General features: G+C 72.9%; 17 protein-coding genes. 3 read left to right on the top strand and 14 right to left on the bottom strand.

The window, feature by feature from the left end:
- The 6 genes from TR48_RS18200 to TR48_RS18175 form a co-directional block, all read right to left on the bottom strand.
- The gene (locus TR48_RS18200) at nt 1-1,716 is read right to left on the bottom strand and encodes a glycoside hydrolase family 13 protein (RefSeq protein ID WP_042368485.1); all 1,716 of its coding nucleotides are present in this window, start codon (nt 1,714-1,716) and stop codon (nt 1-3) included.
- 77 nt (nt 1,717-1,793) lie between these two features.
- On the bottom strand, nt 1,794-2,681 hold the full coding sequence (locus TR48_RS18195; RefSeq protein WP_042368483.1) for a sugar ABC transporter permease: 888 nt from the start codon (nt 2,679-2,681) through the stop codon (nt 1,794-1,796).
- Entirely contained in the window at nt 2,678-3,682 is a 1,005-nt protein-coding gene (locus TR48_RS18190) for a carbohydrate ABC transporter permease (RefSeq protein WP_042368481.1), read from the bottom strand. The genes TR48_RS18195 and TR48_RS18190 overlap by 4 nt, the downstream gene beginning before the upstream one ends.
- A gap of 133 nt (nt 3,683-3,815) precedes the next feature.
- Nucleotides 3,816-5,102 carry an extracellular solute-binding protein gene (locus tag TR48_RS18185; RefSeq protein WP_042368479.1) on the bottom strand — a complete coding sequence of 429 codons (1,287 nt, stop codon included), beginning with the start codon at nt 5,100-5,102 and terminating at the stop codon, nt 3,816-3,818.
- Between the two features lie 226 nt (nt 5,103-5,328).
- Nucleotides 5,329-8,166 (bottom strand): FAD-binding and (Fe-S)-binding domain-containing protein, encoded by a 2,838-nt coding sequence (locus tag TR48_RS18180; protein ID WP_042368477.1) that lies wholly within the window; start codon nt 8,164-8,166, stop codon nt 5,329-5,331.
- Nucleotides 8,167-8,189: 23 nt separating this feature from the next.
- The gene (locus TR48_RS18175; RefSeq protein WP_042368475.1) at nt 8,190-8,876 is read right to left on the bottom strand and encodes a hypothetical protein; all 687 of its coding nucleotides are present in this window, start codon (nt 8,874-8,876) and stop codon (nt 8,190-8,192) included.
- A gap of 254 nt (nt 8,877-9,130) precedes the next feature.
- On the opposite strand from TR48_RS18175, the gene TR48_RS18170 reads away from it, so the two are divergent.
- Nucleotides 9,131-10,894, top strand: a complete 1,764-nt coding sequence (locus TR48_RS18170) for a hypothetical protein (protein ID WP_052442759.1) — start codon at nt 9,131-9,133, stop codon at nt 10,892-10,894.
- Nucleotides 10,895-10,911: 17 nt separating this feature from the next.
- On the opposite strand, the gene TR48_RS18165 is transcribed toward TR48_RS18170, so the two are convergent.
- The 6 genes from TR48_RS18165 to TR48_RS18140 all read right to left on the bottom strand — a co-directional run bounded on the left by TR48_RS18165 (nt 10,912) and on the right by TR48_RS18140 (nt 16,329).
- Nucleotides 10,912-11,490: a GTP-binding protein gene (locus TR48_RS18165; protein ID WP_042368472.1), complete on the bottom strand. Its 579-nt coding sequence runs from the start codon at nt 11,488-11,490 to the stop codon at nt 10,912-10,914.
- Nucleotides 11,491-11,560: 70 nt separating this feature from the next.
- Nucleotides 11,561-12,298: a bestrophin-like domain gene (locus TR48_RS18160; protein WP_042368470.1), complete on the bottom strand. Its 738-nt coding sequence runs from the start codon at nt 12,296-12,298 to the stop codon at nt 11,561-11,563.
- Nucleotides 12,299-12,496 carry a hypothetical protein gene (locus TR48_RS42020; protein WP_152628028.1) on the bottom strand — a complete coding sequence of 66 codons (198 nt, stop codon included), beginning with the start codon at nt 12,494-12,496 and terminating at the stop codon, nt 12,299-12,301.
- A 304-nt stretch (nt 12,497-12,800) separates the two neighbouring features.
- Nucleotides 12,801-13,244 (bottom strand): DUF742 domain-containing protein, encoded by a 444-nt coding sequence (locus TR48_RS18150; protein WP_042368466.1) that lies wholly within the window; start codon nt 13,242-13,244, stop codon nt 12,801-12,803.
- 5 nt (nt 13,245-13,249) lie between these two features.
- The gene (locus TR48_RS18145) at nt 13,250-13,657 is read right to left on the bottom strand and encodes a roadblock/LC7 domain-containing protein (RefSeq protein WP_042368463.1); all 408 of its coding nucleotides are present in this window, start codon (nt 13,655-13,657) and stop codon (nt 13,250-13,252) included.
- Nucleotides 13,654-16,329 (bottom strand): sensor histidine kinase, encoded by a 2,676-nt coding sequence (locus TR48_RS18140; RefSeq protein WP_052442758.1) that lies wholly within the window; start codon nt 16,327-16,329, stop codon nt 13,654-13,656. Before TR48_RS18140 ends, TR48_RS18145 begins: the two co-directional genes overlap by 4 nt.
- 296 nt (nt 16,330-16,625) lie before the next feature.
- Between TR48_RS18140 and TR48_RS18135 the strand changes: the two genes are divergently transcribed.
- Nucleotides 16,626-18,482, top strand: coding sequence for an AMP-dependent synthetase/ligase (locus TR48_RS18135; RefSeq protein ID WP_042368461.1), 1,857 nt, complete (start codon nt 16,626-16,628; stop codon nt 18,480-18,482).
- On the opposite strand, the gene TR48_RS18130 is transcribed toward TR48_RS18135, so the two are convergent.
- Nucleotides 18,472-18,879, bottom strand: a complete 408-nt coding sequence (locus TR48_RS18130) for a VOC family protein (protein WP_170183540.1) — start codon at nt 18,877-18,879, stop codon at nt 18,472-18,474. The genes TR48_RS18135 and TR48_RS18130 overlap by 11 nt on opposite strands.
- 22 nt (nt 18,880-18,901) lie before the next feature.
- A complete protein-coding gene (locus tag TR48_RS18125) occupies nt 18,902-19,708 on the bottom strand; it encodes an SGNH/GDSL hydrolase family protein (protein WP_042368459.1) in 807 nt (268 codons plus the stop codon).
- Between the two features lie 381 nt (nt 19,709-20,089).
- Here TR48_RS18125 and TR48_RS18120 point away from each other — a divergent pair, with 381 nt between their 5' ends.
- Entirely contained in the window at nt 20,090-21,274 is a 1,185-nt protein-coding gene (locus TR48_RS18120; RefSeq protein ID WP_042368457.1) for a beta-ketoacyl-[acyl-carrier-protein] synthase family protein, read from the top strand.
- Nucleotides 21,275-21,336: the final 62 nt, after the last annotated feature.

Raw genomic sequence — 21,336 nt, 5'->3', positions numbered from 1 at the left:
TCAGACGGACCACCAGACGGTCGTGTCGGCCGGGACCACCGTCTCCTCGCCCGTCCGGACCGGCTCCTCGCCCGAGGTGAGCAGCAGCCGACCAGGCACGGGCAGCGGCAGCCGGACGGGCGAGGAGCCGGTGTTGGCCACGCAGACGAAGGCACCGTCCGCGTGGCTCCGGCGGAAGGCCAGCGCCCCGGCGGGAGCGTCCAGCCACTCGACGCCGTCACCCGCGCCGAGCGCCGGGTGCGCGGCCCGGATCGCCAGCGCGGAGCGGTACAGCTCCAGCGTCGAGGTCGGGTCGCCGGACTGCACCTCGACGCTGAGCTCAACCCAGTCGGCCGGCTGCGGCAGCCAGCTCGGGCCGCCCGCGGCGGGGCCGAAGCCGTACGGCGCCTGGGCGCCGGACCACGGGATCGGGACGCGGCAGCCGTCGCGGAAGCCGTCCTGGCCGCTGGCGCGGAGGAAGGACGGGTCCTGGCGCACCTCGTCGGGCAGGTCGGTGACGTCCGGCAGGCCCAGCTCCTCGCCCTGGTAGACGTAGGCGGAGCCGGGCAGGGCCAGCATCAGCAGAGTGGCGGCGCGGGCGCGGCGCAGGCCGAGCGCGCGGTCGCCGGGGGTGCGGATCTGGGTGGCCTCGGTCGGCGGGTTGGCGAACCGGGTCGCGTGCCGCGTCACGTCGTGGTTGGAGAGCACCCAGGTGGCGGGCGCGCCCACGGGGCGCATCGCCTCCAGGGTCAGGTCGACCACCTCGCGCAGCTTCTCGGCGACCCACGGGGTGGCCAGGTACTGGAAGTTGAAGGCCTGGTGCAGCTCGTCGGAGCGGACGTAGTTGGCGGTGCGGGCCACCGTCGGGGTCCACGCCTCGGCGACGAAGATGCGCTCCCCCGGGTACTCGTCCAGGATCGGCCGCCACGAGCGGTAGATCTCGTGGACCCCGTCCTGGTCGAAGAAGGGCATGCTGTCGTTGCCGAGCAGCTTCAGCTGGTCGTGGACGCCGAGGTCGGGCAGGCCCTTGGCCTTGACCAGGCCGTGGGCGACGTCGATGCGGAAGCCGTCGACGCCGAGGTCCAGCCAGAAGCGCAGGATGGAGCGGAACTCGTCGGCGACGGCCGGGTGCTCCCAGTCGAAGTCCGGCTGCTCGGGCGCGAACAGGTGCAGGTACCACTCCCCGGCCGTGCCGTCCGGCTCGGTGACCCGGGTCCAGGCCGGCCCGCCGAAGATGGACTCCCAGTCGTTGGGCGGCAGTTCGCCGTTCTCGCCCTTGCCCGCACGGAAGTGGAACCGCTTGCGCAGCGCGGAGCCGGGGCCCTCGCGCAGCGCCTGCTGGAACCACTCGTGCTGGTCCGAGCAGTGGTTGGGCACCAGGTCGAAGATGACCCGCAGGCCCAGCCCGTGCGCGTCCTCGATCAGCCCGGCGGCGTCGGCCAGGTCGCCGAACATCGGGTCGACCCGGCGGTAGTCGGAGACGTCGTAGCCCGCGTCGGCCTGCGGTGAGGCGTAGAACGGGGAGAGCCAGACCGCGTCCACTCCCAGGTCGCGCAGGTAGGGCAGGCGCGCGCGGATGCCCGCGAGGTCGCCCATGCCGTCGCCGTTCGCGTCGGCGAAGCTGCGCGGATAGACCTGGTAGATCACCGCGTCACGCCACCAACCGGTTCTCTGCGGCGCGGGCTCGTCTCCACCACTGCGGGCGGGCTGGGCCGGAACGACGAGATGCTGGGTCATGGGATCCCTTGGGTGCGAGAGCTGCGGGAGAAGTGACTGGTGGTCAGATTATGGGCGGGGCCGGGGAGTCGGCTCGATCAGCCCTTGGTCCCGCCGGCGGTGAGGCCGGTCACCAGGTGCTTCTGGACCAGGTAGAAGAAGGCGGCGGCCGGGATGGCGATCAGCACGCCCGTCGCGGCCAGGTAGTTCCACTGCGAGTTGTACTGGCTGACGAACTGCTGCAGGCCCACGGCGAGGGTGAACTTGTCCGGGGAGAGCAGGAAGTAGGACGCGAAGGCGACCTCGCCCCAGGCGGTGAGGAAGGTGTAGAACGCCGCCACCGCCAGCCCCGGCCGGGCCAGCGGCAGGATCAGCCGCCAGAAGGTGCCGAAGGGGCTGAGCCCGTCGATCCGGCCGGCCTCGTCGATCTCCACCGGGATGGTGTCGAAGTAGCCCTTGAGCAGCCAGGCGCAGTACGGGACGGCCGTGGTGCAGTAGACCAGGATCAGGCCGGGGTAGGTGTCGAGCAGCTTGGTGTTGGCCAGGATCTTGTACAGCGGCACGATCAGCACCGACACCGGGAACATCTGGGTCAGCAGGAAGGTGTACATCAGGCTGCCGCGGCCCAGGAACCGGATCCGGGAGACGGCGTAGCCCGCGCTGGCGGCGACCAGCACGCCGACGACGGTGGTGCCGAGCGCGACGATGGTGGAGTTGCCGAGCCAGGTGAAGAAGTCCGTGTGGTTCAGCACGTGGTCGTAGTTGGAGAGCGACGGGTGCGCGGCGATCCGCTGCGGGTGCTGGTAGTCGTACTCGCCGGGGCCGAGGGAGACGTAGGCGACCCAGGCCACCGGGAACGCGGCGATGAAGGCCGCGATCGCGAGCACGGAGTGCAGTCCCACGGAGGCGAGCGGGCCCCGCTTGCCCCGGCCGCGGCTCTTCTTGGCGGCCTGGCTGCCCTTGTCGACCTGGGGTGTCTGGCTCATGCCTGCGCTCCTTGCATGCGCCGGATCCAGCGCCGGTAGAACTCGGTGAAGACGATGAGAATGGACAGGCACAGCACGCCGACCGTCGCGGCGCCGGCGTAGTCCATCGGGTTCTGGCCGAAGAAGAGCCGGTAGGAGTAGGTGACCAGGATCTGGACGCTGTCGCCGTTGGTCGAGCCGAACAGCAGGAAGATGACGTTGAACTGGTTGAAGGTCCAGATCACGCCGAGCAGGATCAGCGTGCTGCTGACCGGGCGCAGGCCGGGCAGGGTGACGTGCCGGAACCGCTGCCAGGGCGTCGCGCCGTCCATCTCGGCGGCCTCGTAGAGCTCGGCCGGGATGGACTGCAGGCCGCCCAGCATGGAGATCATCATGAACGGGACGCCGACCCAGACGTTGACCCCGATCGCGGCGATCTTCTGCCACAACGGGTTGCTCAGCCATTCGGGTTGACCGAGGCCGAGGGCGCCGAGGAGGTGGTTGACCGCGCCGCCGTCGGAGAGCAGCAGCCGCCAGGAGAAGATGGTGACGAAGGTCGGCACCGCCCACGGCAGCACCAGCAGCACCCGGTAGAAGGTGCGGCCGCGCACCTGCCGGTTGAGCAGCACGGCGAGGCCGAGGCCCAGCGAGACGGTGATCGCCACACAGCTGACGGTCCAGATGATGGTCCACCAGAAGTGGGGCCAGAACTGGTTGTCCGGCCCGGACAGGATGTCGACGTACTGCTTCAGCCCGACCCAGCTGAACGTGTCGGGGATCTTGTTGACCCCGATCGTGTGGCCGACGTTGAGGCTGGTCGCGTCGGTGAAGGTGTACATGATGCCGAGGACCAGCGGATAGCCGACCAGGACACCGAGGATCACCACGACCGGGGCGCACATCGCCCAGGCGTACCAGAACTGGTCGTAGGAACGCCGGATCCGGCGCAGCGGGCCTGTGCGGCGCCGCGGCTCCTCGGACCGGCGTGGCGTGGCGGCTTCCGCCGGCGCGGCCACGGTCATGCTGACACCTCTTCGCACGTCAGAACTGGGAAAGCACAGCTGGGGGCAGCGCTGGGGAGCGACTGCCGGGGACGACGCGGGACGGCCGGCCGACCGCCCCCACCCTCAAGGAGGCAGTCGGCCGGCACGGGGATCACTGCGCGGCGTAGTCCGGCAGCAGCTTCTGGGCCTGGATCGTGGTGTTGCTCATCGCCTGCTGGACGGTCTCCTGACCGCTCAGCATCTTGGTCAGCTCGGTGCCGAACGGGCCGTACAGGTCGCTGTAGTGGGCGACGGGCTGACGCGGCACACCAGCGCTCAGGATGGCCTGGAAGTCGGCGATGCCCGGGTTGGACGTGACGGCCGAGGTGTAGGCGTCCTGACGGGTCGGGAGCGTGTCGTTCTTGGTCGCGGTCGTGACCTGCGACGCGGCGGAGGTCATGAAGGCGATGAACTTCTCCGCGGCGGCCTGGTGGGCGGCGTCCGAGCCCGCGTAGGCGACCAGGTTGTGACCGCCGATCGGGGCGCCGGCCTTGCCGGCGGAGCCGGCCGGGACGGCCGCGACACCCAGGTTGGTCTTGTCGGCGAAGGCGGCGCCCTTGAAGACGTTGCTGGTCTCCCACGGGCCCTGGATGATCGAGGCGACCTTGCCGCTCTCGAAGGCGTCCATGATGTTGGTGTAGCCGTTCGGCGTGGTGTCCAGCTTGGAGACGCCGGGGGCCGAGACCAGGTCCTTGAGGGTGTTCATGCCCTTGATCGCGGCGGCGGAGTTGAACTCCAGCTTCTTGCTCGACGCGTCCAGCATGTCGGTGCCCTCGCCGTACAGGAACGGCATGGCGTAGTACGAGGCCGGGTTGAAGGCGAAGCCGTCGACGCCGTCCTTCTGCTTGACCAGCGCGGCGTCGGCCTTCAGCTCGTCCCAGGTCTTCGGGGCGGCGGTGATGCCGGCCTTGGTGAAGAGCGCCTTGTTGTACATCAGGCCCAGGGTGTCGGTGACCTCGGGCATGCCGTAGAGCTTGCCCTGGTAGGTGGCCTGCTGGATCAGCTGCGGCTCGAAGGAGGACTTCTCGGCGGAGGCGGCGGTGCCGTCGAGCGGGACCAGGAAGCCCTGCTGGGCGAAGCCGGCGAGCCAGCCCACGTCGGAGCGGAGCACGTCCGGGGCGCCCTTGCCGGCGGCAGCGGCGGCGGTGAACTTCGTCTGCGCGTTGGCGAACGGCACGCTGACGTAGTCGACCTTGATGCTCGGGTTGGCCTGCTCGAACTGGGCGACCAGGGCCTTGTAGGTCGGGGCCTCGTTGGTGGCGTCCGAGGTGTCCCACCAGGTGATGGTGACCGGGCCGCTGGCAGAGCTGCCGGAGGCGGTCCCGCCGGAGGAACCGCAAGCGCTTGCAGAAACCGCTATCGCCGTCGCCAGAACGGCCGCCGCAATGCCACGACGCATTGTGCACTCCTTCAGGGGTGGGATGCCCAGAGCCGCACTGCCGCTGGGCTTGGGGAGGAACGTAACAGCGGTGTGAGCGCACTGGAAAGTCCTTGCAGCAATTTTCTGCAAGACGGCGGGATCGTTACCTGCGCGTGTCCACGGTGTTGCCGCGAGACGACGGCGGCCGCGCGGCACCAGAATGCCGCGCGGCCGGTCAGAGCCTTGTGGTGGTTGCTGCAAGCGGCTACGGAGCCGGATCCCCCTCAGGTCGCACTGCCCCCTCCAGCACCTCCCGCAGCAACTGCGCGAGATGCAAGGCCTTGCGGCCGTCGCCGAGCTGGGCGATCTGGGTACGGCAGCTGAATCCGTCCGCCAGGACGCGCGCTCCCGGTTCCGCGCGCAGCGCCGGCAGCAGCACCCGCTCCGCCGACGCAAGGGAGACCTGATGGTGCCCCCGCTCGAACCCGAAGTTCCCGGCCAGGCCGCAGCAGGACGGCGGCAGCCGCCGTACGTCCAGCCCCGCCCGCGCCGCCACCCGCTCGTCGGCGGCGGTGCCCAGCACGGCGTGCTGGTGACAGTGCGTCTGCGCCAGCGCCTCGCGCAGCCCGGCGGCCGCTCGAGGCATCCGGTCGAGCGGCGCCTGCTCGTCCAGGAACTCGGCGAAGGTGCGCACGCGGGCCGCGAGGCCGGCGGCCCGCGGGTCGTCGGGCAGCAGCCGGGGCAGCTCCTCGCGCAGCGCCGCGGCGCAGCTCGGCTCCAGCACCACGACCGGCAGCTCGGCGGGCACCTGGGCGAGCACGCCGAGGGTGCGGGCCATGGTCCGGCGGGCCGCGTCGAGACGGCCGGTGCTCACGTAGGTCAGGCCGCAGCAGACCGGGCGCGGCGGCAGCAGCGGCCGGAAGCCCAGCCGCGTCAGCACGGCCGCGCCGGCGTGCAGCACGTCGGGGTCGAGGTGGTTGCCGAAGGTGTCCGGCCAGAGCAGCACCGGCCGACCGGAGGCGGGCGGCCGGTAGGAGCCGGCGAACGACCGGGCCGGGACCGCCGGGAGCGGCCGCTCCGGGGCCGTTCCCGCCAGGACGCGGGCCACGGTCGCGAGCGGTCGCACGCGCAGGGCGAGCCGCGCCGCCCAGCCCGCGCCCGGGACGGCGTGCAGCAGCCGGAGCAGACGCGGCAGGCCGCCGAGCGCGTAGTGCACCCGCGGCCGCAGGCGACGGCGGTAGTGCCGGTGCAGGAACTCGGACTTGTAGGTCGCCATGTCGACATGGACCGGGCAGTCGCTCGCGCAGCCCTTGCAGGACAGGCAGAGGTCCAGCGCGCTCAGCACCTCGCGCGAGCGCCAGCCGTCCGTGATCGGCCCCTCCCCCGTCACCGTGCCGCGCAGCAGCTCCCCGAGCAGGCGTGCGCGGCCGCGGGTGGAGTGCCGCTCGTCGCGGGTGGCGGCGTAGCTCGGGCACATCACCGCGGCCGGGTCGTCCGCGACGCACGCGCCGACGCCCACGCAGCGGCGGGCGCCGTCGGCCAGCGGCAGCGCGCGCGGCAGGCCCGGCTGGCGCAGATCCGCGTCGATCGGGCGCGGCCGGGTCAGGTCGCCCGGGTTGAGCAGGTGCGCCGGGTCGAAGAGGGCCTTGAAGCGGGCGAAGAGCGCGAGCACCTCGGGCGGGTACATCAGGCCCAGCAACTCGGCGCGGGCCTGGCCGTCGCCGTGCTCGCCGGAGAGCGAGCCGCCGTGGCGCACCGCCAGCGCGGCCGCCTCGGTCAGGAAGCCCCGGAAGCGTCCGTCGGCCGGGGTGTCCAGCGGGAAGTCCAGCCGCAGGTGCAGGCAGCCCTCGCCGAAGTGCCCGAACGGCGTGCCGTGCAGGCCGTGCTCGGCGGTGAGTGCGCGCAGGTCGCGCAGGTAGGGCGCGAGGCGCTGCGGCGGCACGGCGGAGTCCTCCCAGCCGGGCCACGCCTCCTGCCCGTCCGGCCCCCGCGTCGCGGTCCCCGCGGCGGCCTCGCGCACCCGCCACAGCGCCCGCTGCCCGGCCGCGTCGGCGACGACGGTCAGCTCCGCGCCCTGCCCGCGCACGGCCCGCTCGAGCGCGCGGGCGTGGTCGCCCGCCTCGGCCTCCAGGAACAGCCACCCGCCGCCCTTGGGCAGCCGCGCGCGGGCCGCGTCGGACCGGATCAGGTCGGCGCCCATCCCCTCCGCCGTCAACGGCCCGAGCGGCAGCAGCTCGACGACGGCCTGGGCGGCGGCCGTCTCGTCGGCGTACCCGGCGACCACCAGCTCGGTCCGGCTCGGGCGCGGGACGAGGTCGACGGTCGCCCCGAGCACGAGGGCGCAGGTCCCCTCCGTGCCGACCAGCGCCCGGACGAGGTCGAAGCCGCGCTCGGGCAGCAGCGCGTCGAGCGCGATGCCGGAGCCGCGGCGCGGCAGCGCGGGAAACGCCTGACGCAGCGTCATGAGATTGGCCTCGGTGAGCTCGTGGAGTTCCCGGTAGAGCTCCCCGGCCCGGCCGGGCTCGCGCGCCATCGCCTGCCGCTCGGCGGCCGTGCGCGGCCCGTGCACGGTGAGCTCGGTTCCGTCGGCGAGCAGCAGGTCCAGTGACCGGACGTTGTCGGAGGTCCGCCCGTACGCGACGGAGTGCGCGCCGCAGGAGTCGTTGCCGATCATGCCGCCGAGGGTGCAGCGGCTGTGCGTGGACGGGTCCGGCCCGAACCGCAGCCCGTACGGCGCGGCGGCGCGCTGCAACTCGTCCAGCACCGTCCCCGGCCGCACCCGCGCGGTGCGTGCGCGAGGGTCGACCGCGTCCTCGGCGAGCCCGCCGAGCCCGGCCCGGAGGTCCAGCACCAGCGCGCCCGGGCTGATCGCCTGTCCGCCGATGCTGGTGCCCGCCCCACGCGCCACCACCGGCACGCCGTGCGCCCCCGCGAGCGCGACGGCGGCCCGCACGTCGTCGCGCGACGCGGGCTTCACGACCCCGAGCGGCACCTGCCGGTAGTTCGACGCGTCGTACGCGTAGACCCCGCGCTGGGCGGCCCCGAAGTCCACCTCACCACGCAGGGCGCCCCGCAGTTCCTCTTCGAGACCCCGGCCGCTCACCCGATCATTGTGTCCCAGCCGGGTCAGTCCCGGACGGCTGCGGCGGCCGCGGCGTGGGAGGCGTCGCAGGGGGTGAGCGACGGGGCGGGCCAGGCGAGAAAACCGTTTCTGCTCTGGACCCCGAAGGCGCAGGCGCCGTTCACGCCTGCGGCGACGTACCTGCCGGTGCCCAGGCCGCCGATCGTGTTGAGGTCCTGGGCCAGCTGTCCGGCGCCCTCCATGCCGTCCGGGATCTCGGGCACGCCCGGGCAGCGCACCGATGTCGGGTTCGACACCTCCGGCGGTCGCCAGTCGACCGCGTAGCAGCGGGCCACGTTGACCTCGTGGCGGCCGCCGAACGCGCCGGTGGTCGCCTGCGCGGTGATCTGGACGGTCAGCAGCATCCCCGCCGCGCCGCGGGGGTCGTCCCGCATCAGCACCGCGCCCAGCCCGCCGCCCACCTGGGCGAACCGCGCCTCGGCCGGCTCACCGTTCGGGGCGAGCTGGCGCAGCGCCAGCACCAGCAGGTGGGCCCGGCCGTCGGCGGCCTGAGCCGCGCGCGCCGAGGACTGGGCCGCCGTCAGCCAGCCGACGGCCTGGCCGACGAAGGCGACCGCCGCGAACGCCGCCAGAGTGATGGCGAGGCCGAGCAGGCGTCGCCACGTCGGCACCGTCAGCCGCGTGGGCCGCAGCGGAACCACATCCGATCCGCCGATCACCGCGTCGCCCATGTCCGTACCGTCACCGCCTTCCGTGGTCTGCCGCACTCCGTGCTGTGTCGCTCCCGTGAAGAACCATTGTGCGGGTAGCGCAGGGGGTTTGGCGCCGGGGGGTGGCATTCCGCCTCCTTCTCGCCGAACCGCCGAGCGCGTACGCGCCGTTCGGCCGGACGGGCGAACGCCTCCGCCCGCGCTGTCACTCGTTCGCGTAGCGTCGCCGTCTCGGCAGGTGGGGCCGCGCGCGGTCGGCTACGGTCGGCCTCGCCATGACGACTCGTGCCCTGACGGACCGCCACGCGGACCGTTCCACGCCGGTGCGGTCGGCGGCGGTCTCGCCGACGCTCGCCCATCGCGTCCTGTCCCTCCTCGCTGTGGTCGCGCTGTTCCAAGGACTGCCGACCCTGCTGCGCGACGAGGCGGTCTCGCGTGTCTACCTCAGCGTCGGCTTCGGTCTGCTGTACGGGGCACTGCTGGTGCTCGCCCTGCTGGTCGCCGTGGCCCGCGACGACCGCGGGCTGCGCCGGCTGGACGTGGCGGTGCTCCTCGCGGCCGTCGTCCGGCTCGGGCTGCATACGGCCTACGCGACCGGGACCCGCGTACCGACGTACCACGACGACGAGGCCGCGCTGGTGACCATGGCGGCACGGTCGCTCGTGGCCGGCGGACACGTCTACGGCGTCCACTTCACCGACACGGTGCGGGTGTTCCACGTCGGCATGACGCCGCTGATGAACGGCGGCACCGCGGACACCTTCGGCTACCCGCCGCTGAGCGTGCTGCTGACCGCGCCGTTCACCGCGCACGGGCTGCTCCCGGCGCCGGCGTGGCTGCCGGTGACCGGCTTGTGGTGCCTGGCCGCGCTGGTCGTCGCGGCCGCGCTGATGTTCCGGCTGCTGCCGCCCGCGCTGCGGCCCGGCGCGACGGTGCTGGTGTTCGCGATGAGCTGGACGTTCCTGTACGCCCGCGACGGCTACCCGGTGTTCCTGACACTGCCCTTCCTCGTGGTCGTGCTGGCGGGCTGGAGCCGGATCGGCGCCGGGGGACGGCTGGGCCGGCAGGGCGTCGTCTCGGCCTGCTGTCTCGGCGTGGCCGACGCCGCGCACCAACTCGCTTGGTTCCTGACGGTGTTCCTCCTGCTCGGCGTGCTGCTGCTGCGGCGCGGCGAGTTCGGCCGCCGGCGCCCCGCCCTCCTGGTGACGGGCCGGTACGCCGCCCTGACCGCAGGGGTCTTCCTGCTGGTCAACCTGCCGTTCGTAGTCGTCGACCGCCGCGCCTGGCTGCCGGGCGTGCTGACCGTGCTGACGCAGCACGCGTCGCCGCAGGGGCTCGGCCCGATCGACATCAGTCTCTGGATCACCTCCGGCAGCGGCGCCGTCGGTCTCTACTCGACCGCGGCGGCCGCGGCGCTGCTGGCCACGCTCGTGGCGCTGGTGCTCTGGCCGGCGCGGCTGGGTCCCGCGCTGGCGCTGCTGCCCTGGCCCGCCTTCTTCCTCTCCACGCGCTCCACCGAGACGTACTTCGTGCTGCTGGTCCCGCTCTGGCTGGTCGCCCTGGCCTGCAACGAACGCGCCCTGTTCGCCGCCGCCTGGACCTGGCGGCCCGCCCCGCTGCGTTCCCGGGCGGTGCGCCTCGCCCTGCCGCCGCTGCTGGCGGCGCCCGCCCTCGCCCTGCTGCTGACGGCCGTCCTCACGCCGTCGCCGCTGCGGCTCGCCGCGACCGCCTCCGGCCCGCAGGCCAAGCACTCCCCCCGCCTCACCGGCCTCGACCGGATCACCGCGACCGTGCGCAACACCGGCGCGGCGCCGCTCAGGCCCGCCTTCGCCGTCAGCGTCAGCGCCTGGCCCGACACCGGCTGGCGGGTCGTCTCCGGCCCCGCCGCCGTCCCGGCGCACGGCAGCGCCGTCTACGTGCTGCGCCGCGTCGGCGCCCCGCTGGCGCCCAACCCGGCCGGGCCGACGCTGCTGACGGTCCTGACGGACCCGCCGATGACCGTCACCAACGCGCGGCTCCGGCTCTCGCCGCACCGCTGACGCCCCGAGCGCCTTGCTCAGCTGTAGACGGACTCCCGCTCGGTCAGCGCCAGTTCGACCACATGCACGAGGACCTCCTTGACCGAGTCCCGCTCCCGCGCGTCACAGAGCACGACCGGCACGTGCCCGCCCAGGTCGAGCGCGTCGCGCACCTGGTCCGCCGGGTAGAGCTCGGCTCCCTCGAAGCAGTTGACGGCCACGACGAACGGGATGCCGCGCCGTTCGAAGTAGTCGACGGACGGGAAGCAGTCCTCCAGCCGCCGGGTGTCGGCGAGCACCACGGCGCCGAGCGCCCCCTGGGCCAGCTCGTCCCAGACGAACCAGAACCGGTCCTGGCCGGGGGTGCCGAAGAGGTAGACCGCCAGGCCCTCCCGGATGTCGATCCGGCCGAAGTCCATGGCGACGGTCGTGGTGGTCTTGCCCTCCACCCCGTGCGTGTCGTCGACGGGTCGCCCCGCCGCGCTCAGTCGTTCCTCCGTCCGCAACGGGCGGATCTCACTGACGGCCCCGACCAGCGTCGTCTTGCCCGCGCCGAAGCCGCCCGCGACCAGGATCTTGACGGCGACGAACGAGCCGTCCCCCTTCGTGCCACGCATCACGGGCGCATCATAGGCAATATCCGGCGGGGAGCGGAACCGCACCCCCGATCTCGCGCGCACCGCCCCGCTACTTCGGCGCCGTGCCCGCCAACTGCGTGAAGCGTTGCAGGGATTGTGTGTAGGCCACCGGTGTCACGTGGACCGGGCCGGTGTACGGGTGGGTCATGTGCAGCACCATCCAGACCCCGAAGCCGACCACCGCCCCGACCAGGCCCAGGGCCACCGCCTCGCGCCGGTGGAAGGTCAGGCCCGCGATCGGGGCGTACAGGAGCACCAGCAGTCCCGTGCAGACCAGTGCGGGATACAGCGGCCACGGCATCGCCGCCGAGGAGTCGGCCAGGCGGACCTGCCGGGTGGTGTAGACGCCGCCCAGGTCGGTGAGCTCCTGCTCGCGGTCGGCGGAGGCCGGTTCCGCGAGGACCTGGGCGCGGACGGCGTCGAGCCGCTGCCAGGACACCGGGCTCGCCTGGCCCTTGGCCATGGCGGCCCACTCGTCGTGGATCACGGAGGTCACGTAGGCGTGCAGCAGCGGGCGGGTGCGCGCGTCGGCGTCCGTGTACGCGGCGTTGAGGGCGCGGGCCTCGTCGAGGGTGTGGCCGCGCGCGGTGTTGAGGTTGGACCAGGAGCCCGCGATGAGGAAGGCGGCGATGAGCACGAAGGAGGACAGGGAGGCCGAGCCGAGGAAGGCGAGGGCGCTGCCGGAGAAGCTGCCCTCGCGCGAGCGGGCGGTGCGGCCGAAGAGGGCGAGGACGAACACCGCGAGGCACAGGCCGACGATCGCGGCGAACAGGAAGCCGAGGTCCACTCAGCGTCCCCTTCCGAAGAGTTGGTGGAAGGCGCCGGTTCCTGCGGCGACCAGGGCCGGGATGGTGATGGCCACGTAGACGAACGCGGCCTCGGGAGCGGCGGGCTGAGGGGCCGCCTCGGGGGCCGGCAGCGGGCGCGGCACTGCGGTGGCGGCGTGCGTGTGGACGGGGGCCGGAGGTGGCGGCTGGACGTGCACGGGGGTGGGCCGCGCCGCCGGCGCACGCAGGAGCGGGCGCGGGTGCGGGTGCGCGGGCGGACGCGGATGAACGTACGCGCAGCGCAGCGCGGGCGGGAAGGGCGGCGGCTGTGGCGGCGTGTGCGGGCCTCCCGGCCGCACCGGCGGGACGACCGGGACGGGGGGTGGCGGACAGATCCGTGGCTCCATGCCGCGAAGCTGCCCAGCGCCCGGCCGACCAGCCCGCGAGGGCACGCGAATGACCCGTCCGGGGGAGGCCCGTCGGCTTGGAGGCGAACAGATGATCCGCTGGCGTGCGCGCGTCTCAGAGCGCGCGCAGGCCCCGGATCACCTCGCGCAGGATGTCGACGTGCGGCAGTTCCGCCGCCGGGACGGGTCGGGTGACCTCGATCAACTCGGCCTCGAACAGGTCGCCGAGAAGGATCCTGACCACCCCGAGCGGCAGGTCGAGATCGGCGGCGAGCTCGGCGACGGAGAGCGTGCGCACGCGCACCAGCTCCAGGATCGCCTCGTGCTCGGGGTCCTGGGCCTCCTCGTCCGCGCCGCCGGACTCCCGCGGCGCGGGGCTGATCTGGGTGACCAGATCGAACGCCTCGGAGACGGCGTGGCGGGTGCGCCCGCGGGTGAGGGTGTACGGGCGCACCAGCTGGCCGAGTTCCGCCTCCTCGGCGTAGTGGTCGGCGAGGGCGTCGTCCGGCTCCTCCTCGAAACCGTCGACGCCGTCGAAGCCGTCCTGCTCCCCCGACATCGGTCTCACCCCGCCGAGCCCCGCGGGTCCGTGCCGAGGTGTTCGCCGACGCGGCGGACCAACAGGGCCATCTCGTAGGCGATCAGGCCGACGTCGGCGTCCGACTCGCTGAGCACGGCGAGGCAGCTGCCGTCCCCGGCCGCGGTGACGAAGAGGAAGGCCTGGTCGAGCTCGACCATGGTCTGCCGGACGTCCCCGGCCTGGAAGTGGCGGCTGGCGCCCTTGGCGAGGCTGTGGAAGCCGGAGGCGACGGCCGCGAGGTGCTCGGTGTCCTCCCGGGCCAGCTCGCCGGAGGCGCCGGTGGCGAGACCGTCGCTGGACAGCACCACGGCGTGCCGGATCGCGGGCACCCGCCGGACCATGTCGTCCAGAAGCCAGTTGAGGTCGCCGGACGGCTTCGTCGTGGCTGTCATCGGGTGGTTCCTTCCGCAGTCGGATCTGTGTTCTCGCCGGAGTGGTCATCGGTGGGGTGGGTGGGCTGGGTGCGCCCGCGCTGCAGGCCGCGCTGGAACGAGGCGAAGGTCGCGCGCGCCTGCTCGGGCGTGCGATCCGCGCGCGGCGTCTCCGGCTGCGCGGGGGCGTCCCCGCTGCGACGCAGTTGCGGCGCCAGGTTCGCCTGCCGCACCCGGCGCGGCAGCGCGGGCGGGAGGGTTCCGGCGCCGCCGTGGGCGGTCCGCTCCGGGTGCCCGACCCGGCTGTCCTCGACGGCGGGCAGCAGCTCGACGGCGAGGTCCTCCTCGCTCAGCACCTCGGCGTCGATCACCTCGACGCCGGGGACCGGCCCCGTCGTCGTGAGGGCGCCGAGGCCTCCCTCGTCGAGGACCTCGACGTTGAGCACCTCCTCGACCAGCACCTCGTCCGCCAGGACCTCCTGACGCACCGCTTGCAGAGCGGGGTTGGGACGCCGGCGCGGCAGGCCGCCGCCGGTGGACTCGTCGGGGGTGTGCGGGCGCGGTCCGCCCAGGCGGCCCGGATAGGCGCGCGGGGTGGACGCGAGGCGGCTGCCGGAGGCGCGGCCGGTCTCCGGCGGGGCGTCGCGCAGTCCGCGGGTGAGCGAGGCGGGCAGCGCGTACTCGCCCGAGGCGGCGCCGGACTCCGCGCCGGACACGGACGCGGTGCCGGTCCCGGTGGCGTCGCCCGGGCGCGGCGCGGCCGGGGTCAGCAGCTCGTGCGGCAGCAGCACCACGGCCGTGGTGCCGCCGTAGGGGGAGCGCCGCAGCGAGACCCGGATCTGGTGACGGGCGGCCAGGCGGCTGATGACGAAGAGCCCGAGGCGGTCGGTGTCGCCGAGGTCGAAGTCGCCTCCGGTGGCGAGACGGTCGTTGGCGGCGGACAGCGCCTCGTCGCCCATACCGAGGCCGCGGTCGTCGATCTCGAGCACGAAACCGTGCGCGACCTCCTCGCCGACGATCCGCACCTGGGTGCTCGGGGGCGAGAACACGGTGGCGTTCTCGACCAGTTCGGCCAGCAGGTGGACGAGGTCGGAGACGGCGCCGCCGACGACGGCGACGGGCGGCATCCGGTGGACGCGGACGCGGGCGTAGTCCTCGATCTCGCCGACGCCGGCGCGGACCACGTCGAGGATGCGCACGGGCCGCCGCCAGGAGCGGCCGGGCGCCGAGCCGGAGAGGATGATCAGGCCCTCGGCGTGGCGGCGCATACGGGTGGTCAGGTGGTCGAGCCGGAACAGGTCCTCCAGCTCCTCCGGGTCCTCGGCGCGCCGCTCCATCTCGTCGAGGAGGGAGAGCTGGCGATGCAGCAGCGCCTGGCTGCGGCGGGCGAGGTTGACGAAGACGGCGGAGACGCCGCGGCGCAGTTCGGCCTGCTCGACGGCGGCCTCGATGGCGGCGCGCTGCACGGCGTTGAAGGCGCGGCCGAGCTGGGCCAGTTCGTCGGGCGCGGTCGGTCCGTGGCCGGGCTCGTCGGGCGCGGTGAGCGGCGGGGCCTCGACGGCGACGTCGACCTTCTCGCCCTCGCGCAGCCGCCGCATGACGGAGGGCAGGCGCACTCCGGCCAGGTCGAAGGCGCCGTTGCGCAGCTGGACCAGCTCGCGCACCAGGCGGCGGCCGATGCGCACCGAGATGAAGACCGTCGCGACGACCGCGAGCAGACCGAGCGCGCCGGCGATGCCGTCGCGCCACAGGACGCCGACCGCGTAGTCGCGCCCCTGCTGGCCGGCGATGGTGGCGGACTGCTGGTCGAGGTCGCTGAGCCGGTTCAGCACCCGGTCGGCGGTCTCGCGCCACTGCGCGTAGTTGAGCCGGCTGATGTGCTGGGACTCGCCGAGCTGCCCGGAGTAGTCCTCCAGGGCGTTGAGCTCGGAGTAGTCGGAGCTGTCGGCGAAGTCCTGGTAGAGGGAGGCCAGCTGCGGGGGCAGCTGGGTGATGTGGACGCGCAGCAGGAGCTGCTCGGTGGCGGAGGTGGAGAGCATCTCCTGGAACTGGACGGCACTGAGGTCGGGCTGGAGGTGCGTGCCCTCCTCCAGGGCGTCCTCACGGGAGATGTACTCGCGGGCGCGGACCAGCTCGACGAGGTTCTGCGCGGTGCGGGCGAGGTCGCCGGCGGGGATGTCGCTCAGGCCCAGGCGCAGGTCGAAGAAGGGGTCCTGGATGTTCGTGTACCAGACGTACACGCTGAACCAGTCCAGGTAGTGCTGCTGGACCGCGGTGCGCTCCACCTTGAGCGCGTTCACCTGGTCGAGGATCGTCCGCACCGCGTCCTGGGACGGGGCGTTGAGGTCCTTGCGATGGCCGGCGTCGTTCGCGTGCGCCTCGAACATTGCCGCGGCGGCGTCCGTCCTGGCCTCCGCGGCCTGGAGCGGCGCCAGCACCGAGGCCGGCACGGTCCTGCCGTCGATCCTGGTCGCGGCGAAGGAGACCGCGGCGCGGCGCTCGTCCTGGAGGGCCCGGGAGAGGGCGTCCGCGGGTGCGCCGTACCACTTGTAGTCGTCGACGACCTTGAGCAGGCCCCACACCTGGGTAGCGGACACCACCGAGGTGTAGGCCCAGAGGCCGGTCAACGCGACGAGCGGTACCAGCAGCAACGCGGTGATCTTCGCGCGGATGGATCTGCGGCGGAGTCGCATGGGTTCCTCTTGTGGGCCCGGCAGAAACGCCGCGACTCTACTACTTGCGCATGTACCAGTTCGAGCGTCGCCCGCCTCATCGAACGCATATTTCGTCTGATCTTCGCCACATGTCATCACATCTCGCGCACCGAAACCGAACAACCGGCACATATCTCCGCAAGTTGCAGAGGGTGGTCGCGCGGGGTGGAAGTCCGGTGAAGCAGGTGGACGCACTCTGGCCACTCTCTGTTTCCGAGAGGTAACTTTCGAGTTCGGCCGCCCGCGCCTCGGGGGGCAGGGAGGGAAAAGACCACGTGCGCGAGTTCAGTGTTCCGGCGCTGGCGCGGTGCCCCAAGGCGGAGGGGCTGGCCGAGTCCGTCTACCGGACCGCTGAGGAGACACCGCAGAAAGCCGTCCTGGCCCGGCGTCAGGGAGACGTCTGGGCGGACGTGACCGCCGAGGAGTTCCGCGACGAGGTGCTGGCCGTCGCCAAGGGCCTGCTCGCGCAGGGAATCCGCTTCGGCGACCGGGTCGCCATGATGTCCCGCACCCGCTACGAGTGGACCGTCCTCGACTACGCCCTCTGGTCGCTCGGCGCCCAGCCGGTGCCGGTCTACCCGACCTCCTCCGCCGAGCAGCTGCGTTGGATCCTCGCCGACACCTGCGCGGTGGCCTGCGTGGTGGAGCACGAGGACCACGCCATGACCGTCGGCTCGGTCTGCGACACCCTGGAGGAGCTGCGGCACATCTGGCAGCTGGACTCCGGAGCCCTCGCCCAGCTGGCGATGGCCGGGCAGGGCATGCCGGACGAGTACGTGAACCAGCACCGGCAGGCCGTCGTCGCGGAGACGGTCGCGACCGTCATCTACACCTCGGGGACCACCGGCCGCCCCAAGGGCTGCGTGATCACCCACGGCAACTTCCTCGCCGAGTGCGACAACCTGCTGGCCCGCTACGACGAGGTCTTCAGCGGACGCGGCGGCGAGCAGCCCGCGACGCTGCTCTTCCTGCCGCTGGCCCACGTGTTCGGGCGCATGATCCAGGTGACCGCCGTGCGCGGCGGGATCAAGCTCGGGCACGAGCCGAGCACCTCGCCGACCCAGCTGCTGCCCACCCTCGCAGCGTTCCGGCCGACCTTCCTGCTCGCCGTTCCGTACGTCTTCGAGAAGATGCTCCGAAGAGCCAGAGAACGCGCCGAGCGGTCCGGACGGGCCTCCGCCTTCGAGAAGGCGTACCAGGTGGCGGTGCGCTACGCCGAGGCGCTGGAGCGTCAGGCCTTCGACGAGGGGCCGGGTCCGTCGGCCGCGCTGCGGATGCAGCACCAGCTCTACGAGTCCCTCGTCTACGGCAAGGTCCGCGCGGTGCTGGGCGGACGGCTGCGCTTCGCGATGTCGGGCGGCTCGGCGATGAGCCGCGAACAGGCGCTGTTCTTCCGCGGCGCGGGCGTCACCGTGCTGGAGGGCTACGGCCTGACCGAGACCACGGCCGCCGCGACCGCCAACCCGCAGGAGAGGGTCCGCTTCGGCACCGTCGGCCAGCCGATCCCGGGCACCAGCGTGCTGATCGCCGAGGACGGCGAGATCTGGATCTCCGGCGGCCAGGTCTTCCAGGGCTACCTGCACGACACCGAGTCCACCGGCCGCACGCTGCGCGGCGGCTGGCTGGCCACCGGGGACCTCGGCCACCTGGACCGGCTCGGCTACCTGCACATCACCGGGCGCAAGAAGGAGATCCTGGTCACCAGCGGCGGCAAGAGCGTCTCGCCGGTGGTGCTGGAGGACCGGATCCGCACCCACCCGCTGGTGGCGCACTGCGTCCTCGTCGGCGACGACCGCCCGTTCATCGCCGCGCTGATCACCCTCGACCCCGAGGCCGTCGAGCACTGGCTGCGGGTGCGCGGCCGCTCGCCGCTGAGCCCGATCGAGGCCGCGACCGACCCCGAGCTCCACGCCGAGCTCCAGCGCGCGGTGGTGACGGCCAACACGGCGGTCTCGCGCGCCGAGTCGGTCCGCGCCTTCCGCATCCTCGCGATCGAGTTCACCGAGCAGGCGGGCCTGCTGACGCCGTCACTGAAGCTGCGCCGCCGGGCCATCGCCCGCGCCTGCGCGGCCGACATCGAGGCCCTCTACGCGGACGCGGCCGCCGCCCCGGCGGTCCAGCTCACGACGTAGCGGGCGTAGCGGTCTCCTCCGGCTGCTCGTCGTAGACCAGCTCCAGCTCAAAACCCTGGCCGTCGATCAGGTGCAGCGCCCGTCCGGTGTCCACGCGCTCACTCCACCCGGCGGACAGCGCCAGGTCACGCAGCGCGACGCTGCGGGCCCGCCCGGGGGCCCGCAGCGCCAGGTGGTTGATCCCCGCCCGCATCCGGTCGTGGCCTCCGGGCCGCAGCGCGGGCGACTGCTCGATGACGACGTAACTCCCGCCGGCCCGCCAGCTGCGGCCGTCCTGCCAGTGCTGGTACGGCTCGCAGCCCAGCGCGGTCAGCACCGGCCCCCACTGTCGTTCGGCGAGGGCCAGGTCGTCCGTCCACAACTCGACGTGGTGAACCAGCGGGAGATGATCGGTCATCCGCTCATTGTGCTACGAGCGGTCACGCGTGGGCGCTGAACACCGGGAGGTAGCCGCCCGACTGCCCGGCGGCGGTGGGGTGGTAGGACTCGTCTATCGGCAGCGTGGTGCTGTGCAGCCACTGCGAGTCGGTGCAGATCTCGTGGCCGGAGAAGGCGCTGCGGACGTCGGCGAAGCTGAAGTTGCCGTACTTCGCGACCTCCTTGGCGGTGACCGAGGCCAGGTCGTCGGCCGCGCCGTTGATCGCGGACCGGCTGGTGTCGCTGATTCCGAAGAGGCAGTCCCCGGGGACCGCGTAGAGGTGGGGGTAGTCGAGCACGACGACGTGCGCGTTGGGCGCGGCGGAGCGGATGGCCGAGTAGACGGCGTCGAGCTTGGCGCCGAGCTGGGTGTTGATGAAGTTCTCGGCCGAGTTCACCGCGGACACGCACGCGCTGGTGCCCTCGAGGACGCAGGTCTCCATGGTGGAGGAGAAACCCGCGTCGTTGCCGCCGATGGTGATGCTGACCTCGGAGGTGCCGCTGTTCAGCGTGGAGAGCTGACCGCTCAGCACGTCCGCGGTGGTCGCGCCGGAGCAGGCCTGGAAGCTGAAGCTGGAGGGTGCGTGGGCCTGCTGCCACAGGTAGGGGTAGGCGAGCGTGCTGCGCTCGCAGGAGCCGCTGGAGGAGATGTAGCTGCCGCTGCCCACTCCGGAGGAGTAGGAGTCGCCGAGGGCGACGTAGCCGCCCGTCGACGCCTGCGCGGTGGGGGCCGCGGCGAGGGCGCCGGTGATCAGGGCGCCCGCGGCGAGGGCGCTCGCCAGCAGTCGTCTGGACGCGGGGCTGCGCATGGAACCTCCACTTGTGGTGGTGGTGCACGACTGGTCAGGGGTGGGGACAGGTCGACGCGCGTCGTCGAACTTTTTACCAGTCGGTAACACACCCGGGGAAGTGTTCATGCCAGCGTTTTGACAAGTGCGGCCTTTTGGCTGACGACTCCTGACAGATCGTCGGATGAGTGGGAGTCAGCCGAGCAAGGAGAGGCGCACGATCCGCGTGGGACCGGGCAACGTGCGCCGCGTCACATATTTTGAGGCCGCCCAAGTTGTCTACGTCACAGCGTAAATGTCCGTTTTGCGTGCATTCTCGAGGGGAACCGCGCCTCCCGAAGTGGCGCCCGTCGGCGCCCTCTTGGCCGCGAACCCATGTCCCCCCTGAAAAGGTGCCCCAGCATGGCCGCTTACCTCTGTCCTCCTGCCGTGATCCACGGCGAGCACGCCGTTGAGACCAGCCAGATCGTCGCCGAGGTGCGCGACCGGCATCCCGACGCGGCGTGGGCCCCGCGGATCGACGGCATCGCGGCGAGCACGGGCATCGAGACCCGCGGGTGGATGCTCCCGCTCGAGGCCGCCGTCGCCCCAGGCGGCGCCGGCGGCCTGCGGGCCGTCGGCGTCGGCCCGGCCCAAGAGGCCCTGGAGCGCGACGGGTTCAGCCGACCGGAGGCGGAGCGCGTCATCGCCGCCCTCGAGGCGCTGCCCACGCCGCAGACCGTCCGGGAGCGCACCGCGCCGGCCTGGGAGGCCGTGCGGTCCTACGGGGAGCGCGCGGCGCGCGGGGCCCTGCAGATCGCCGGGCTGGACGCCGCCGACGTCGACTGCCTGATCACCAGTCACTCCACCACCCCGGCGCTGCCGGGCCTGGACGTCGCGCTGGCCAACCGTCTCTCGCTTCGCGACGACACGTTGCTGCTGCCCGCCACGCAGTGGGCATGCATAGCGGGGACCCGCTCCCTGGCGCTGGCGGCGGACCTGGTGGCGGCCGACCCCGACCGGGTGGTCCTGGTCGTGATCTCGGAGGCGCTGAGCACCACCTACCAGCCCGCGGACGACACCCTGGAGTCCCTGATCGTCCGGCTGCTGTTCGCGGACACCGCGGTCGCGGTGGTGGTCACCGGCCGAGAGCGGCCCGAGTCGGTGCTGCGGGTGGACTCCGCGTGGCACCACACGCTGCCCGGCACCCAGGACCTGCACCGCCTGGACACCCGCGAGGACGGCACCCACTTCGTGATGGACCGCCGCGGCCCGCGCGCGGTGCAGGAGACGGTCACCGCGATGTGGGAGTGGCTGCGCGTCCGCTACCAGGACGACGCGGAGGCCTGGCACCCCGACGTGCTGCTGGCGCACCCCGGCGGGACCCGGGTGCTGGAGTACATGGAGCAGACCATGCCGGAGAGCTGGCCGTCCGGGCTGCTCGACCACAGCCGGCAGAGCTACGCCAGCGGCAACCGCGGCGGCGCCGCCGTGTTCGACATCATGCGGCGGGCGCACGACGCCGGACAGAGCCCGGGAAGTCGCGCCGTCCTGTTCGCGGCGGCTCCTGGCCTCACCGCGACCGCCCTGGAAGGCCAGTGGCTCTAGCGCGGACCCGGACGGCCGCCGGGGCCGGGCCGGCCCTGCCCGCCCCCCGCCCCGGCGGAGGC

The organism is Streptacidiphilus neutrinimicus (genome assembly GCF_000787815.1).
In the GTDB taxonomy this organism is placed as follows: domain Bacteria; phylum Actinomycetota; class Actinomycetes; order Streptomycetales; family Streptomycetaceae; genus Streptacidiphilus; species Streptacidiphilus neutrinimicus.
This window is presented reverse-complemented; position numbering and strand designations above follow the sequence as displayed.

Bases quoted from the DNA above. Each gene is read 5' to 3' on its own strand.
- TR48_RS18200 (WP_042368485.1), bottom strand. From the start codon at position 1,716: ATGACCCAGCATCTCGTCGTTCCGGCCCAGCCCGCCCGCAGTGGTGGA.
- TR48_RS18125 (WP_042368459.1), bottom strand. From the start codon at position 19,708: ATGCGCAGCCCCGCGTCCAGACGACTGCTGGCGAGCGCCCTCGCCGCG.
- TR48_RS18165 (WP_042368472.1), bottom strand. From the start codon at position 11,490: ATGCGTGGCACGAAGGGGGACGGCTCGTTCGTCGCCGTCAAGATCCTG.
- TR48_RS18175 (WP_042368475.1), bottom strand. From the start codon at position 8,876: ATGGGCGACGCGGTGATCGGCGGATCGGATGTGGTTCCGCTGCGGCCC.
- TR48_RS18185 (WP_042368479.1), bottom strand. From the start codon at position 5,102: ATGCGTCGTGGCATTGCGGCGGCCGTTCTGGCGACGGCGATAGCGGTT.
- TR48_RS18170 (WP_052442759.1), top strand. From the start codon at position 9,131: ATGACGACTCGTGCCCTGACGGACCGCCACGCGGACCGTTCCACGCCG.
- TR48_RS18140 (WP_052442758.1), bottom strand. From the start codon at position 16,329: ATGCGACTCCGCCGCAGATCCATCCGCGCGAAGATCACCGCGTTGCTG.
- TR48_RS18195 (WP_042368483.1), bottom strand. From the start codon at position 2,681: ATGAGCCAGACACCCCAGGTCGACAAGGGCAGCCAGGCCGCCAAGAAG.
- TR48_RS18150 (WP_042368466.1), bottom strand. From the start codon at position 13,244: ATGTCGGGGGAGCAGGACGGCTTCGACGGCGTCGACGGTTTCGAGGAG.
- TR48_RS18190 (WP_042368481.1), bottom strand. From the start codon at position 3,682: ATGACCGTGGCCGCGCCGGCGGAAGCCGCCACGCCACGCCGGTCCGAG.
- TR48_RS18145 (WP_042368463.1), bottom strand. From the start codon at position 13,657: ATGACAGCCACGACGAAGCCGTCCGGCGACCTCAACTGGCTTCTGGAC.
- TR48_RS18120 (WP_042368457.1), top strand. From the start codon at position 20,090: ATGGCCGCTTACCTCTGTCCTCCTGCCGTGATCCACGGCGAGCACGCC.
- TR48_RS18130 (WP_170183540.1), bottom strand. From the start codon at position 18,879: ATGACCGATCATCTCCCGCTGGTTCACCACGTCGAGTTGTGGACGGAC.